Consider the following 14,780-nt stretch of genomic DNA (forward strand, 5'->3'; position numbering starts at 1 on the left):
TTCCCGGCCCCCCCGCACCTGTGCTAAAGCCCCCGCACGGGTTGTTTCGTGAAGGGGAGTTGCGGTCATGAAGATCGGTGTCGTCGGGTGCGGCGGGCGCATGGGCCAGATGCTGGTGCGCGAGATCCTGTCCACGCCGGGCTGCGGACTGGCCGGCGGAACCGAACGGGACGGCGGGCCGCTGGTGGGCCGCGACGTGGCCGAGATCGCCGGGCTGGAGCCGGCGGGGGTGCTGGCCACCGACGACCCGGTGGCCCTGTTCGCCGCGGCGGACGCGGTGATCGACTTCACGTCTCCCGCCGCCACCGAACGCCACGCCGCCCTGGCGGCCCAGAGCCGGACGGTGCTGGTGATCGGCACCACCGGCCTGTCTCCGGCGCAGCAGGCCAACATCGCCGCCGCCGCCACCCACACGGCCATCATCCAGTCGCCCAACATGTCGGTGGGCGTGAACCTGCTGCTGGGGCTGGTCGAGCGGGTGGCCGCCACGCTCGGCCCCGATTACGACATCGACATCCTGGAAATGCACCACCGCCGCAAGGTGGATGCCCCCTCGGGCACCGCGCTGGGGCTGGGCCGGGCCGCCGCCGCCGGCCGCGGCGTGGCGCTGGAGGATGTGTGGTGCAAGGTGCGCGACGGCCATCCCGGCGCGCGCCCGGTGGGCGAGATCGGATTCGCCACCATGCGCGGCGGCGACGTCATCGGCGACCACACCGTGTGCTTCGCCGGCGACGGCGAGCGGGTGGAGCTGACCCACAAGGCGTCGGGCCGGCAGATCTATGCCAAGGGGGCGGTGCGCGCCGCCCTGTGGGCCGGGGGCCGGGTGCCCGGCCTGTATTCCATGCGCGACGTCCTGGGGATCTAATCCCGCATTTGCGCGGATTATCCCTGTATTTTAAGTGAAAAACGGCTCCGGTCCGGCTTTGGAGGGATGAATTCCATCCCAAGCCGGGCTATGGTTGCGCAAAGTCCCGCTTTGCCATCCTAATGGTCCGATTCAGGAGCCGCCGCCCCATGAGCACGCCCGATCCCCTTCTGATGAACGCGGTGCAGGCGTTCCGCGCCGGTGATGTGCTGGGGGCGGAGGCGGCGTGCCGCGCGCTGCTGGAGATCGACCCGCGCAACGGGCAGGCCCGCCACATCCAGGCGCTGATCGCCATCCACACCAGCCGCGACGACGAGGCGCTGGAGCTGCTGAATCTGGCGATGGAGGCGGATCCCAACGATCCCAGCTTCCCCAACACGCTGGGATCGCTGATGTTCCAGACCCACCGGTTCGCCGAGGCGGAAAAGGCGTTCCGCCGCGCCGCCGCCATCAACGGCCGGCTGGCGGAGGTGCACGGCAATCTGGGCAACACGCTGAAGGCGCTGGGCCGGCTGGATGAGGCGGTGGAGAGCTACCGCCAGGCGCTGGAGCTGCGACCCAACGCGCCGGAAATGCACCATTTCCTCGGCACCACCCTGCGGGCGCTGGGCCGGCTGGATGAGGCGGTGGAGAGCTTCCGCGGTGCGCTGGCGGCGGCGCCGGAGTATCTGGAGGCCCGCCACGCCCTGGCCGAGGTCTTGAACGCCCTGGGCCGCATGGCGGAGGCGGAAACCCTCTACCGTGAGGTTCTGAAGGACGCGCCGCGCTTCGTGCCCGCCCATGTGGGCCTGTCCCACGTGCTGCAAAGCCAGGACCGTGCCGGCGAGGCGGTGGCGGTGATCGAGGAGGCCCACGGGCTGGTGCCCGACCACCCGATGGTGCGCTTCACCCGCAAGCTGATCTATTCCAACACCGTGCCCGGCTGGCACCTGCCGATGATCAACGACACCGAGCGCAACGCGGCCTACCGCGCGGCGGTGGAGCGGGCGGTGACCCCCGACTCGCTGGTGCTGGAGATCGGCACCGGCTCGGGGCTGGTGGCGATGATGGCGGCCCGCGCCGGGGCCAAGCGGGTGGTGACGTGCGAGGTCAACCCGGTGCTGGCCACCGTGGCGGCGGAAACCGTGGCCCGCAACGGCTATCAGGACCGGGTGTCGGTGGTGCCGAAGCTGTCCACGCTGCTGACCGTGGGCCCGGACGGCGACCTGCCGGAAAAGGCCGATGTGTTCGTGTCGGAACTGATCAACGTGGGCATGCTGGCCCCGCGCATGCTGGCGGTGCTCCAGCACGCCCGCACCCATCTGGTGAAGCCGGGGGGGGCCATCATCCCGCGCGCCTCCACCGTGTTCGGCATGCTGGTGGAAACGCCGGAGCTGGCCCGGGTCAATCCGGTTCAGGAGGTGGACGGCTTCGACCTGTCGGCCTTCGACGTGTTCCGTTCGCCGGGCTATCTGCAGATCGATCTTGCCGCCGACGAACACACGCCGCTGTCGGACGCGTTCGACGCGCTGCAATTCGATTTTACCCACAACATGCCGGAAGAGGCGGAACGGACCCTGACGGTCACCGCCACGGCGGCGGGGACGTGCCACGGCATCGCCTTCTGGTTCGACCTGCAGATGGATGACGCGGTTGTCTACCATTCCGGCAGCCGCAGCCGTTCCAACCATTGGAAGCAGGCGATGACCGTCTTCGACCATCCCATCGCGGTAAAGCCGGGCGACACGGTCACGGTGACCGCCCGCTACGACACCAACCAGATCGCGTTCAGCGTGGCCTGACCGCCGGGGCCGGCGGTTCCCGGCAAAAAGGAAGGCCGCCCCAAGGGGATGACGCGGCCTCCCAGTGTCTCCGTCCGATCCCGTGTGCGATCAGGCCGAGATGTTCAGCACCTGCCCACGGCCGGAATCGGCCGGGGGCGGTGGCGGGGGTGCGGCTTCCTTGGCCCGCTGGGCGGACGATTCGGTTGCCTCATCCCCAATGCTGGTGTCCCCCGACGGCTGGGCTGCACCCGACGAGCGCAGGGCCGTGACAAGGGACGCCGTGCCGGCAGACGCGCCGACAGACCCGAGCATCATGGATTGTCTCCTTATGAAATCTCCGCCGGCAGGGGCGGAGACCCTCCCCTTACGCCGGCCAGCCTGAACGCGGCCTGAACGCCGGGGGAGAGCGGGGCGGCTGCCCCGGCCCCGCTTGGAGGCGGGCGCCTCCAAACCTCCCCTCTCTTTTTCGGGGGATCAGATCAGGGCGGCGATGGCGACGGCCAGGGCGGCGACCGCGATCCACAGAGGGACGACGGAGGCGCGCAGGCGCTGGTTCCGCCCCTCCACGATGGCGCGCACGGTGTCGGGGTGCAGGCGCACGCCGCCCTCGGTGATGCGGGCCATGCCGTCGATGGCCTGGGGCAGGCGCTGGACGCTGCGCAGCGCCCCTTCCAGCCCGTCCATGATCTGGGCCTCGGGGCCGCGGTTTTCCCGCATCCACTCTTCCACCAGCGGGCGGGCCAGTTCCCACATGTTGACGTTGGGGTTCAGGAAGCGCCCGACCCCTTCCGCCGTCAGCATGCTCTTTTGCAGGAGCAGAAGCTGGGGCTGGGTTTCCATGTCGAACTGCTCGGTCACCGCGAAAAGCTGGGCCAGCAGCCGGCCCACCGAGATCTCGTTCAGCGGCTTGTTCAGCAGCGGTTCGCCGATGGCGCGGCAGGCTTGCGTGAACAGTTCGATGGACTGGTGGCGGGGGACGTAGCCGGCCTCGAAATGCACCACGGCGACGCGGCGGTAGTCGCCGGTCAGGAAGCCGATCAGCATGTCGGCCAGATAGGTGCGGGTGGCGCGGTCCAGCCGGCCCATGATGCCGAAATCGACCACGGCGATGTTGCCGCCCTCGATCACGAACAGGTTGCCGGGATGCAGGTCGGCGTGGAAGAAGCCGTCGCGGAACACCTGATTGAAGAATCCGGCGGACGCCTTGGCCAGCACCTCGCTGGAATCATAGCCGGCGGCGATGATGGCCTGGGGATCGTCCACCTTGATGCCGTGGATGCGCTCCAGCGTCAGCACGCGCTTGGCGGTGCGGTCCCAATCCACCTGGGGCACGATGAAGGTGGGATCGTCGGCGAAATTGTCCCGCAGTTCCGACGCCGCCGACGCTTCCATGCGCAGATCCATCTCCAGCCGCGAGGTGCGGGCGAAGATGTCCACCACCTGGCGCGGGTGCAGCCGGCGCAGCTTGGGCAGCAGGGTTTCCGCCCAGCGGGCCAGCCAGTGGAACAGGTCGATGTCGCGGGTGAAGGCGCGCTCGATGTCCGGGCGCAGCACCTTCACCGCCACCTCGCGCCCGTCGCTGGTGACGGCGAAATGCACCTGCGCGATGGAGGCGGCGGCCACCGGCTTGTCGTCGAAGCTCTGGAACAGCGCGTCGATGGGCTGTTCCAGTTCCGCTTCGATGATGGCGCGGGCCTGGGCGCCGGGGAAGGGGGGCAGCTTGTCCTGCAGCTCCGCCAGATCGGCGGCCACCCGTTCGCCCACAAGGTCGGAGCGGGTGGACAGCGCCTGTCCCAGCTTGATGAAGGTGGGGCCGAGTTCGGCGAGTGCTGCGGCCAGCCGCTGCCCCTCGCGCCCCGGCGTGGCGCGGTTGGCGACGCGCCGCCAGACGAAGGCAAGGCCGGGGCTGACGTCGGCCAGCGTCTCGGGCAGGGCGTTGTGGCGCGCCAGCGTGCGCCCGATGACCGCCAGCCGGATGAGGTTGCGGATGGTGCCGATCACGGGGCCGATTCCTGAAACGCGGGTTCCTGATGACGGTGAAGCGGGGCGCCCACGGGGGTCAGACGCGCCAGCCGGAATGAATGGCGGCGATGCCGCCCGACAGGTTGCGCACGCGCACGCCCGCAAAGCCCGCGGCCTCGATCCGTTTGACCAGCGCCTGCTGTTCGGGGAAGCGGCGGATGCTTTCGGCCAGATAGCGGTAGGACTCCTCGTCCCCCGCCACCAGCCGGCCCAGCCGCGGCAGCACCTGGAAGGAATAGAGGTCGTAGACCTCGCGCATCACCGGCAGCACCACCCGGCTGAACTCCAGGCAGAAGAAGCGCCCGCCGGGCCTCAGCACCCGGTGCGCCTCGGCCAGCGCCTGGTCGATGTGGGTGACGTTCCTGAGGCCGAAGGCGATGGTGTAGACGTCCATGGACCGGGACGCGACCGGCAGCTTCATGGCGTCGCCGGTGACCCAGGTCAGCCCGTCCAGCAGCCCGCGGTCGATGGCGCGGCCCCGGCCCACCCGCAGCATCGCTTCGGTCAGGTCACAGACCACCACCGGCCCGCCCCCCGCCTCGCGGAAGCGGAAGGCGATGTCGCCGGTGCCGCCCGCCACGTCCAACAGCCGTTCGCCCGCCTTGGGCGCGATCATGCCCATCAGCGTGTCTTTCCACAGCCGATGGATGCCGCCCGACATCAGGTCGTTCATCAGGTCGTAATTGGTCGCCACGCTGTCGAAGACGGCGCGGACCATCCCGGCCTTGGCATCGGGGTCCACGGGGCGGAATCCGAACCACTGGGCTTCCTGGCCCGCGGGCACGGCGTTGGGGGCGGGGGTCTGATCGTTCATGGCCGCGAAGATAGCGCGCCCGTGGGGCGGATGCCAGACGGGCTTTGCCGCGGGCGGCGTTTCTTAAGGGGTTTCCGGCGCCCGCAGCTTATAGGGCCGGATCAGGCTTTCCGCCGGGATGGCCCACGCTTCGTGGAGTTTCCACGCCATCTCGACCGTCAGGCGCCGCTGGCGGTTCAGCACCTCGCTTGCCCGTGGCCGGGAACCGAGCAGGCGGCTCAGGTCGGCCTGGGTATAGCCGGCGGCATCCATGCGGGCCTTGATCGCCTCCACCGGATCGGGGGCGTCGATGGGCCAGCGGGTGGCCTCGTAGGCATCCGCCAGGGTGCCCAGGATCTCCAGCCGGTCGTGCTCGGGGGTGCCGGGTTCGGCGTCCCACAGGCGTTCGATCTCCCGGACCGCGGCATCATGGTCGGCGTCCGTGCGGATGGGCTTCAGCTCAGGCATGGCCGGTTTCCTCAATAACGGTCAACGGTCAGGGCATCCACCCGGTCATATTCGGCGTGCGTGCCCACGAACTTCACGAAAGCGATGCCGGCGGAGAACTTGAACGCGACGATCAGGCGGTAATTCCCGCCACAGATCTCGAAACGCACCCGCTGGCCGTTCAGCACCTTTGCCTTGGGATAGGATTTCATCACATCGTCCATGCACGTCCATCCCGCCGATCGGGCCGTGCGGAACCATTCCTTGAGCGGCTGTTCCGTTTCCGGGTGCCGCGCCCAATGGTCCGACAGGGTGGAGCGCTTGATGATGTTCATGGCGGCAGTTTACGATATTCCCGTTTTGGGAACAATCGCCGTTTCGCAGCCCCGCCCGCCATCCCCCCTTGTCAGCGGGCCGGGGACGGGGCATTTCCTCATGTCATGCCCGAACTGCCCGAAGTCGAAACCGTCCGCCGCGGCCTTGCCCCCCATCTGGAGGGGCGGGTGCTGGCGCGCGTGGAATTGCGCCGGCCCAACCTGCGCATCCCCTTTCCCGCCGGATTCTGTGACCGGCTGACCGGGCGCCGGGTGACGGCGCTGCGGCGGCGGGCGAAATACCTGCTGGCCCATCTGGACGACGGCGCGGTGCTGCTGGTCCATCTGGGCATGTCGGGGCGGATGCTGATCGACGCCGGGCCGGCGGACGCGGTTGCTCCGCCCGGCAAGCACGATCATGTGCTGTTCGAGACGGATGCCGGCGCGCGGGTGGTGTTCAACGACGCCCGCCGTTTCGGGCTGATGGACCTGACCGACGAGGCGGGGCTGGACGCCCACCCCATGCTGCGGGTGCTGGGGCCGGAACCGCTGGGCAACGGCTTTTCCGGCCCGGTTCTGGCCGAACGGCTGGCCGGGCGCGGGTCGCCCATCAAGACGGTGCTGCTGGACCAGGCGGTGGTGGCGGGCTTGGGCAACATCTATGTGTGCGAGTCGCTGTTCGGCGCCGGCATCGACCCCCTGCGCCCGGCCTCCTCGGTCACGGCGGCGGAGTCGGACCGGCTGGCCGCCACCATCCGTGCGGTTCTGGAGCGCGCCATCGCCGCCGGGGGATCGTCGCTGAAGGATTACCGGCAGGCGTCGGGGGAGCTTGGCTATTTCCAGCACCAGTTCGCCGTCTATGGCCGCGAGGGCGAGGCGTGCCCCGCCTGTGCCGCCGCCGGGCGGGCGGGCGTGACGGTCCGCCGGGTGGTTCAGGCCGGGCGGTCCACTTTCTTTTGTCCCCGGTGTCAGCCCTGATGTATACGTGAGCGCATGTTGGCTTTTTCCGCCCCCTTCCGCGCGGCGTTCGCCGCCCTGGCCCTTCTCGCCGCCGCTCCCGCGGGCGGGCAGGCCGCCACCGTTCCCGCCGCCGCCGGATTCGTCGCCGGTCTGGGCGACGTTCCGGCCATGCCCGGCCTGGAGCCGGTGGACGGCGAACCGATGGTGTTCGACAAGCCCGGCGGCCGGATCGTGGAAACCATGATGCGCGGCCCGGTGGACCGGCGGGCGGTTCTGGCCTTCTATGGCCAGACCCTGCCGCAACTGGGGTGGAAAGCCGCCAGCCAGACCCGTTTCACCCGGGAGGGGGAGGAGTTGCGGCTGGAGTTTGCCACGGGCGGGCCGGCGGGCCACACCACCGTCCGATTCGTGCTGACTCCCCGCTGACCGTCCGAAAGGATGGGGGAACGGGCAACGTTCAACCAACCACCGCGCACCCGGCGGCTGCCGCCGGGAAGCCCGAGACAAAGCGAAAGGTTCGCGACCCATGCCGTACGAGACCATCATTGCCGAAACGCGCGGCCCCGTCGGGCTGATCACGCTGAACCGGCCCAAGGCGCTGAACGCGCTGTCGGATCAGCTGGTGACCGAACTGGCCCAGGCGCTCGATGCGTTCGAAGCGGATGATTCCATCGGCGCCATCGTCCTGACCGGCTCGGAAAAGGCGTTCGCCGCCGGGGCCGACATCAAGGAGATGTCGGGCTTCACCTATATGGACGTGTACCGCCAGAACTTCATCACCGCCAAGTGGGAGCGGGTGGCCCACGCCCGCAAGCCGGTGATCGCCGCGGTCGCCGGCTATGCGCTGGGCGGCGGCTGCGAGCTGGCCATGATGTGCGATTTCATCATCGCCGCCGACAACGCCAAGTTCGGCCAGCCCGAAATCACCATCGGCACCATCCCCGGCGCCGGCGGCACCCAGCGCCTGACCCGCTTCGTCGGCAAGTCCAAGGCGATGGACATGGTGCTCACCGGCCGCCAGATGGACGCGGCGGAAGCCGAGCGGTCGGGGCTGGTCAGCCGCGTGGTTCCCGTCGCCGATCTGGTGGACGAGGCGCTGAAGGTCGCCGAGCGCATTGCCAAGCTGTCGCTGCCCATCGTCATGATGGCCAAGGAATCGGTCAACGCGGCGTATGAGACCACCCTGGCCGAAGGCATCCGGCTGGAACGCCGTATTTTCCACTCCACCTTCGCCACCGAAGACCAGAAGGAAGGCATGGCCGCGTTCGCCGAGAAGCGCCAGCCCGACTGGAAGAACCGCTGATATCACTTTTCCACCCCCAAGCCGCCGGTTCCGGTCAAAAGCCGGGTCCGGTGGCTTGACTCACCCCCAACTCACGTATATAAGGCCCCCTCGCGTTCGGTCCTAAGGCGTGTCGATACAAGGTTTGTTATGGCCAACCATAAGTCAGCAGAAAAGCGCATCCGCCAGACGGAGCGCCGCACCGAAGTCAACGGCGCTCGCAAGAGCCGCATCCGCACCTTCGTGAAGAAGGTGGAAATCGCCATCGGCTCCGGCGACAAGGCCGCCGCCGCCGAGGCCTTCAAGCTGGCGCAGCCGGAGATGATGCGCGGCGTGTCCAAGGGCGTGCTTCACCAGAACACGGTGTCGCGCAAGCTGTCGCGTCTGTCGGCCCGTATCAAGGCCCTCTGACAGTTATCGGACACACAAAAAGCCGCGCCCTGAAAGGGAGCGCGGCTTTTTGTGTTGATGATTTCATGTGTTTGGTAATTCCCGAGAGTTTTGGCAGTATACGAAACAATTGTGGCGGCTGTACCGCACGGATGATTGTTTCTATGCGTTCCCATTATGTCCCCATTGCAGCAGCAATCCGCCGGGGGTAAAGTTATCCCCAGTTGGCGCGGCCCTTTCGGGTGATGCCGATGTTCGGCCTTCTCAATCGAGGCGTGTCTTCTCGGATGGGAAAGCAGAGGCTTTGCGGCTGTTGAAAGGATATGGCTCAATTTACTTGGGCGAAGTTTCTCTCTCAGCCGATTTATTAAAAAGTTGATTTGTTGAGCAGGGGATTCTCATCCGCTGGGTGATGGCTATTGCTGCATGGCTGGGTGCTTGCCGGCCACGGCAATTTTCATTGCTTTTGGTTCTCCGGTTTTGTTAAGGCCACCGCCCCGCCGCTGGGGTGGGGCCGGGAACGGACCGGCGGACGGCGGAAAAGCGTTCGGGATTAAGGGAGCCGGCGGCTCCGTCCCGTGTCTGGTCGAACCATTGCGGCGTGTGGAGCGGGAGTTGACGGTGATGTCGGTCGGCGGGTCTTTGGATCAGCAGTGGATGCGGATTCGCGGCCGTCTCAAGGACGAGGTGGGGGAGATCGCCTACCGCAGCTGGCTCCAGCCGCTCACCGTGGGCGGTCTGGCCGGGGGCGAGGTGCGCATCCTGGTTCCCACCCGCTTCATGCGCGATTGGGTGCTGACCCATTACGCCGACCGTATCCGTGCCCTGTGGACCGTCGAGAACCCCGCCGTCCAGTCCATCGACGTGGTGGTGGCGGCCGCCGCCCCGGCACCGGCGCCGGAGTCGTCCACCCCCGTGGCGGCGGCGCCGTGCGCGCCGCTGGTTCCCGCCGCCCCCGTGGCGGTGGACGGGCCGTTCGGCGGCGCCCCCGACGATTCGCTGGCCGGTCCGGCGCTGGAGGAGCGCGACGATCCCATGGTGGGCTCGCTCGACCCGCGCTTCACCTTCGACAATTTCGTGGTCGGCAAGCCCAACGAGCTGGCCTATGCCGCCGCCCGCCGGGTGGCGGAGGCCAGCAGCGTCACCTTCAACCCGCTGTTTCTCTATGGCGGGGTGGGGCTGGGCAAGACCCACCTGATGCACGCCATCGCCTGGGCCATCCGCAAGAAGGATCCCAACCGCAAGGTGATCTACCTGTCGGCGGAAAAGTTCATGTACCAGTTCATCCGCGCGCTGCGCTTCAAGGACACCATGGCCTTCAAGCAGCAGTTCCGCTCGGTGGACGTGCTGATGATCGACGACGTGCAGTTCATCAGCGGCAAGGATTCCACGCAGGAAGAGTTCTTCCACACCTTCAACGCCCTGGTGGACCAGAACCGCCAAGTGATCGTGTCGGCGGACAAGTCGCCCTCGGATCTGGAGGGCATGGAGGAGCGGCTGCGCTCGCGCCTGGGCTGGGGGCTGGTGGCCGACATCCACCCCACCACGTACGAGCTGCGCCTGTCGATCCTGCAGTCCAAGGCGGACGCCATGGGCACGGCCATCCCGCTGAAGGTGCTGGAATTCCTGGCCCACAAGATCACGTCCAACGTGCGTGAACTGGAAGGCGCCTTGAACCGCATCGTCGCCCATTGCGATCTGGTGGGCCGGGCCATCACGCTGGAATCGACGCAGGAGGTGCTCTACGACCTGCTGCGCGCCAATGACCGGCGGGTCACCATCGACGAGATCCAGAAGCGGGTGGCGGAGCATTACAACATCCGCGTGGCCGACATGCATTCGGCCCGCCGCGCCCGCGCCGTGGCCCGCCCGCGCCAGGTGGCGATGTATCTGGCCAAGCAGTTGACCGCCCGTTCGCTGCCCGAGATCGGGCGCAAGTTCGGCGGCCGCGACCACACCACCGTCATGCACGCCGTGCGCAAGGTGGAGGAACTGTGCGCCACCGACCCGTCGTTCTCGGAGGATGTGGAGCTGCTGCGCCGGATGCTGGAAAGCTGAGCCGTACCCGCTCCGCCCCATGAAGAAGCCCCGCGGAAGAATCCTCTTCCGCGGGGCTTTCCGTTTGGGCTGGGGGGTCAGTTGTCGTCGGGGACACAGCCGGTGCGGCCCGGCGGGCAATCGCTGCGGACGGTGCCGGACGGGGTCTGGCTGGGGCTGTTGTCCAGCGAGGAGCCGGACGATCCGCTGCCCAGCGTCCCGCTGCCCGACGAGGTGCCGCTGCCGGTGGTCCCGCTGCCCATGGTGCCGCTGGATCCGCTCGATCCGCTGGTCCCGGTGCCATAGGTGGGCTGCTGGGTGGTGCCGCTGCCGCGGTCCATCGTGCTGCCGCTGGAACTGCCGCTGGATGGGGTTTGGGTGCCGGCCGTTCCGCTGCCTGCGGCATAGGCGGACCCGGCCATCAGGGCGGCGGCCGCAGCCGCCGCGATCATCAGGGTACGCATTCCTCGACGCTCCATTCCGGTTTCGTTGGGGAAGGGGGGCGGGGTGTCTTCCGTCTTGCCTTCGCCGTCCTCAACAGGATGAGCGTGGTTCTGTTGCGGGCCTTTTCCCCTCCCCGCCAAGCGATGGGGGCTACAGCAGATGCAGCGCCCACACCGCGGCGGCGGCCACCGCCAGCACCGGCACCGCCAGCCAGGCCGGTGCCAGGCGCACCGTATCGGCGGCCCCGGCGGGGAGCAGGGTGGCGGGCTTGCGCCCGGTGATCATGGGGCGCACCAGATTCTTGCCGCGCACGCCGTAATAGACCGCGGCCCCCAGATGGGCGGCCACCAGCAGCAGCAGCAGCTTGAACATCACCACGTGGACGACGGTCAGGGCGCCCGACAGCGATTCGCTGACCAGATGGGCCAGCGGCCCCTCGCTGAACAGGTCGTCGCGGGCGAACAGGCCGGTGCCCGCCTGCACCAGCAGGAACAGCAGCAGCGCCACGATCATCAGCCCGCCCGCCGGGTTGTGCCCGACGGTCAGGGGCAGTTGGCCGCGCGCCACCTGCTTCACATAGGCCGCCGCCGCCGCGGGGCCGCGGACGAAGGAGGCGAACCGGGCGGTGGACGACCCCACCAGCCCCCAGCCCAGCCGGAACAGCACCAGCACCAGCACCGCCCGCCCGGCCAGCATGTGCAGCGCCATGTTGTCCAGGAACAGCCGCTCGCCCCCCGGCAGAGGCATGTTGACCGTGATCCCGCCAACCTCTCCGGTCAGCCACAGAAAACCGATGAGAAGCACCAGCAGCCAATGAAACAGGCGCGTGGGCAGATCCCAGACGGACAGGGCGGAGGAGGGGGCATTACCGGGCATGGGCGGCTCGCTTTCATGCAGGGGACGGAAAAGCCCCTCGCCCCCGGCCGGGGACGAGGGGCGGCGGCGGCTTACTTCTTTTCCTTGTAGGTGTCGTGGCAGTTCTTGCAGATCTTGCCGACCACACCCACCTGGGCGCCGAAGGCGGCCTTGTCGGCGGGGTTCAGGGCGGCCAGCTTGGCGGTTTCGACGGACATGGCGTCGAGCCCGGCGGCGAAACGGTCCCATTCGGCCCAGATTTCCGGCTTGGCGGCGGTTTCACCGGCCAGAACCTTTTCCTGGAACAGCGCCTTGGACTTGGCGGCGGCTTCGGCCAGGCTCTTGGTGTGGGTGGGCAGGGACGCGGTGTCCGACGATTCGCCCTTGAGAACGGCGGCAATGGCCTTCATATCGCCGCCGATGCCCTTCATATTCTGCTTGCGGGCTTCGACCGTGGCTTCACCGGCGGCAAAGGCGGTGCCGGTCAGGGCGACCAGGGCCGCGGCGGCAATCATGGACTTGGACAGACGCATCCGTTGGGTTCCTCACGCTATAGTCAAATCGGTCAGATGGGCGCCCCGGCTGCGGTGCTGCCGCGGCGGGAACCGGCGGGCCATGGATGATGGGTATGCGACCGGCCCCATACTCCATGTCCTTAACATCAGGGAAATCTGTTGTGCAAAGGGTGTCGTGCACCGCAACAGACAGCCCAGCCATCGCCGGAACGGGCCTTGTAAGGTGACACCGTACTTCCTAAAGGGCTATTACCCGTTTTCGTTCTTCTCTTCCCCTTTCAGACAGGATCGTCTCCCATGAACTGCGGTGTTGCCATCATCGGTGCCGGCCCGGCGGGGCTGATGGCCGCGGAGCGGCTGGCGCAGGCCGGGCACGCCGTGGCGGTGTTCGAGCGCATGCCGACCCCGGCGCGCAAGCTGCTGCTGGCCGGGCGGGGCGGGCTTAATCTGACCCATTCGGAACCGCTGGACCGCTTCCTGCTCCGCTATGGGGCGGCGCAGGCGATGGTCGGGCCGCTGGTGGCCGGCTTCACCCCCGATGATCTGCGCGGCTGGGCCGCCGGGCTGGGGGTGGAAACCTTCGTCGGCACCTCGGGCCGGGTGTTTCCGGTGGCGATGAAGGCGTCGGGGCTGGTCCGCGCGTGGCTGCGGCGGCTGGACGGGCTGGGGGTGCGGCTGTTCACCCGCCACCGCTGGACCGGGTGGGACGCCGGCGGCGACCTGACCTTTGCCACCGGGGCCGGGGGAGCTCCGGTGACCGTGCGGGCGGACGCCGTGCTGCTGGCGCTGGGCGGGGCGAGCTGGCCGCGCACCGGGTCCGACGGCGGCTGGGCGCCGTTGCTGGAAGGGTGCGGTGTGGCGGTCAGCCCCTTGCGCCCCGCCAACATGGGGTTCGAGATGCCGTGGTCCGATCACCTGCGCGAACGGTGGGAGGGGCAGCCGGTGAAGAGCGTGGCCCTGTCCTTCGCCGGGCGGCGGGTGCGCGGCGAATTCGTCGTTACCGCCACGGGCATCGAGGGCGGGGCGGTCTATGCCCTGGGTGCCCCCTTGCGCGATGCCGTGCTGGAGCAGGGGTGGGCGGAGTTGCGCATCGACCTGCTGCCGGCCATGACCGAGGCGGAGATCCTGGCCCGCCTGCGCCGCCGCGGGGCGGAATCCCTGGCCACCCATCTGAAGAAGGCGCTGACCCTGACCGGCGTGCGGGCTGCCCTGCTGCGGGAATTCGCCCCGCGCGACACGCTGGCCGATCCCGTGGCCCTGGCCGCCGCGATCAAGGATCTGCCGATGATCGTCACCGGCATCGCCCCGGTGGACCGCGCCATCTCCACCGCCGGCGGCATCGGCTGGGATGCGGTGGATGACGGGCTGATGCTGCGCGCCCTGCCGGGGGTGTTCGTGGCCGGGGAAATGCTGGATTGGGAGGCGCCGACCGGCGGCTACCTGCTCCAGGGCTGTTTCGCCACCGGCATTGCCGCGGCGGCGGGTCTCGGCGCGTGGCTGGAACGGCGGGGCCAGTCCGGTGCGCATGGCTGATCCGGTGCATGGCAGACCGGCTTTGCAAGTATAAGACAAAAATAGGAAAAGGTTTTGTGGGCCAACATTTGGCCTGAATAAGCAAAGCCGATGTTATTCCCCATCCGGGTACAGCAAAAGAGCACGCCCGCTATGTGCTTGTGGCGGTGGTCGATCGTGGCGGAATGCGGTAATAATCTTTCCGTTAACCAAGGAGCTTGGGCGCCGCCATGGCATCCCTCCTTTGGCCCGGCGCCGGGGGCTTTCCCCCGCCTTCCCCCCATGCGGAAGCTGCCGGAACACGGAATTCAATGAGAAGGACCAGCACCATGTCGCACGTTGTTCATCAAACCCCCGCCCACCACGGCCACCGCCCCGCGTCGCTGATGGAAGGCATCGACCGCGTTATCGACACCATTTCCCAATGGCGGATGCGGATGGTGACCCGCCGCGACCTTGCCCGTCTGGACGACCGTATGCTGGCCGATATCGGCATTTCTCCCGCCGATGTGGATCAGGAAGTGTCCAAACACTTCTGGCAGGCGTGATTTTTCTTGCCGGCACCGTTCGGCTTCTTTCGG

Annotated in this window: 17 protein-coding genes; 9 read left to right on the forward strand and 8 right to left on the reverse strand. The window is 68.2% G+C overall.

Annotation, left to right across the window (positions count from 1 at the left end; all coding sequences use genetic code 11):
- The first annotated feature begins 67 nt into the window (after positions 1-67).
- Both dapB and M2352_RS06340 read left to right on the forward strand, forming a co-directional pair.
- Positions 68-865 (forward strand): 4-hydroxy-tetrahydrodipicolinate reductase, encoded by a 798-nt coding sequence (gene dapB, locus M2352_RS06335; RefSeq protein ID WP_264663650.1) that lies wholly within the window; start codon positions 68-70, stop codon positions 863-865.
- Between the two features lie 149 nt (positions 866-1,014).
- Positions 1,015-2,646, forward strand: a complete 1,632-nt coding sequence (locus tag M2352_RS06340) for a protein arginine N-methyltransferase (RefSeq protein WP_264663651.1) — start codon at positions 1,015-1,017, stop codon at positions 2,644-2,646.
- A gap of 90 nt (positions 2,647-2,736) precedes the next feature.
- On the opposite strand, the gene M2352_RS06345 is transcribed toward M2352_RS06340, so the two are convergent.
- The 5 genes from M2352_RS06345 to M2352_RS06365 form a co-directional block, all read right to left on the reverse strand.
- On the reverse strand, positions 2,737-2,943 hold the full coding sequence (locus tag M2352_RS06345) for a hypothetical protein (RefSeq protein ID WP_264663652.1): 207 nt from the start codon (positions 2,941-2,943) through the stop codon (positions 2,737-2,739).
- Between the two features lie 159 nt (positions 2,944-3,102).
- Positions 3,103-4,629: a 2-polyprenylphenol 6-hydroxylase gene (ubiB, locus tag M2352_RS06350; RefSeq protein WP_264663653.1), complete on the reverse strand. Its 1,527-nt coding sequence runs from the start codon at positions 4,627-4,629 to the stop codon at positions 3,103-3,105.
- A gap of 58 nt (positions 4,630-4,687) precedes the next feature.
- On the reverse strand, positions 4,688-5,464 hold the full coding sequence (locus M2352_RS06355; protein WP_264663654.1) for a class I SAM-dependent methyltransferase: 777 nt from the start codon (positions 5,462-5,464) through the stop codon (positions 4,688-4,690).
- Positions 5,465-5,527: 63 nt separating this feature from the next.
- A complete protein-coding gene (locus tag M2352_RS06360) occupies positions 5,528-5,911 on the reverse strand; it encodes a helix-turn-helix domain-containing protein (protein ID WP_264663655.1) in 384 nt (127 codons plus the stop codon).
- 11 nt (positions 5,912-5,922) lie between these two features.
- Positions 5,923-6,225 carry a type II toxin-antitoxin system HigB family toxin gene (locus M2352_RS06365; RefSeq protein ID WP_264663656.1) on the reverse strand — a complete coding sequence of 101 codons (303 nt, stop codon included), beginning with the start codon at positions 6,223-6,225 and terminating at the stop codon, positions 5,923-5,925.
- Between the two features lie 105 nt (positions 6,226-6,330).
- On the opposite strand from M2352_RS06365, the gene mutM reads away from it, so the two are divergent.
- From mutM to dnaA, 5 genes are all read left to right on the forward strand, one after another.
- Positions 6,331-7,182 carry a bifunctional DNA-formamidopyrimidine glycosylase/DNA-(apurinic or apyrimidinic site) lyase gene (mutM, locus tag M2352_RS06370; RefSeq protein WP_264663657.1) on the forward strand — a complete coding sequence of 284 codons (852 nt, stop codon included), beginning with the start codon at positions 6,331-6,333 and terminating at the stop codon, positions 7,180-7,182.
- Between the two features lie 15 nt (positions 7,183-7,197).
- The gene (locus tag M2352_RS06375; RefSeq protein WP_264663658.1) at positions 7,198-7,590 is read left to right on the forward strand and encodes a hypothetical protein; all 393 of its coding nucleotides are present in this window, start codon (positions 7,198-7,200) and stop codon (positions 7,588-7,590) included.
- A gap of 100 nt (positions 7,591-7,690) precedes the next feature.
- On the forward strand, positions 7,691-8,467 hold the full coding sequence (locus M2352_RS06380) for an enoyl-CoA hydratase (protein WP_264663659.1): 777 nt from the start codon (positions 7,691-7,693) through the stop codon (positions 8,465-8,467).
- Between the two features lie 129 nt (positions 8,468-8,596).
- Positions 8,597-8,857, forward strand: a complete 261-nt coding sequence (rpsT, locus tag M2352_RS06385) for a 30S ribosomal protein S20 (protein WP_264663660.1) — start codon at positions 8,597-8,599, stop codon at positions 8,855-8,857.
- A gap of 603 nt (positions 8,858-9,460) precedes the next feature.
- A complete protein-coding gene (gene dnaA / locus M2352_RS06390; protein WP_264665308.1) occupies positions 9,461-10,894 on the forward strand; it encodes a chromosomal replication initiator protein DnaA in 1,434 nt (477 codons plus the stop codon).
- 77 nt (positions 10,895-10,971) lie between these two features.
- On the opposite strand, the gene M2352_RS06395 is transcribed toward dnaA, so the two are convergent.
- The 3 genes from M2352_RS06395 to M2352_RS06405 form a co-directional block, all read right to left on the reverse strand.
- Positions 10,972-11,337, reverse strand: coding sequence for a hypothetical protein (locus M2352_RS06395; RefSeq protein WP_264663661.1), 366 nt, complete (start codon positions 11,335-11,337; stop codon positions 10,972-10,974).
- A gap of 130 nt (positions 11,338-11,467) precedes the next feature.
- Positions 11,468-12,193 carry a cytochrome b/b6 domain-containing protein gene (locus M2352_RS06400; RefSeq protein WP_264663662.1) on the reverse strand — a complete coding sequence of 242 codons (726 nt, stop codon included), beginning with the start codon at positions 12,191-12,193 and terminating at the stop codon, positions 11,468-11,470.
- A 71-nt stretch (positions 12,194-12,264) separates the two neighbouring features.
- Positions 12,265-12,705, reverse strand: coding sequence for a c-type cytochrome (locus M2352_RS06405; protein ID WP_264663663.1), 441 nt, complete (start codon positions 12,703-12,705; stop codon positions 12,265-12,267).
- Between the two features lie 279 nt (positions 12,706-12,984).
- On the opposite strand from M2352_RS06405, the gene M2352_RS06410 reads away from it, so the two are divergent.
- Together M2352_RS06410 and M2352_RS06415 are read left to right on the forward strand one after the other, a co-directional pair.
- Positions 12,985-14,220 (forward strand): BaiN/RdsA family NAD(P)/FAD-dependent oxidoreductase, encoded by a 1,236-nt coding sequence (locus M2352_RS06410; protein ID WP_264663664.1) that lies wholly within the window; start codon positions 12,985-12,987, stop codon positions 14,218-14,220.
- Between the two features lie 308 nt (positions 14,221-14,528).
- Positions 14,529-14,747 (forward strand): DUF1127 domain-containing protein, encoded by a 219-nt coding sequence (locus tag M2352_RS06415; RefSeq protein WP_264663665.1) that lies wholly within the window; start codon positions 14,529-14,531, stop codon positions 14,745-14,747.
- Positions 14,748-14,780 lie beyond the last annotated feature (33 nt).

Source organism: Azospirillum fermentarium (assembly GCF_025961205.1).
GTDB classification, from domain to species: domain Bacteria; phylum Pseudomonadota; class Alphaproteobacteria; order Azospirillales; family Azospirillaceae; genus Azospirillum; species Azospirillum fermentarium.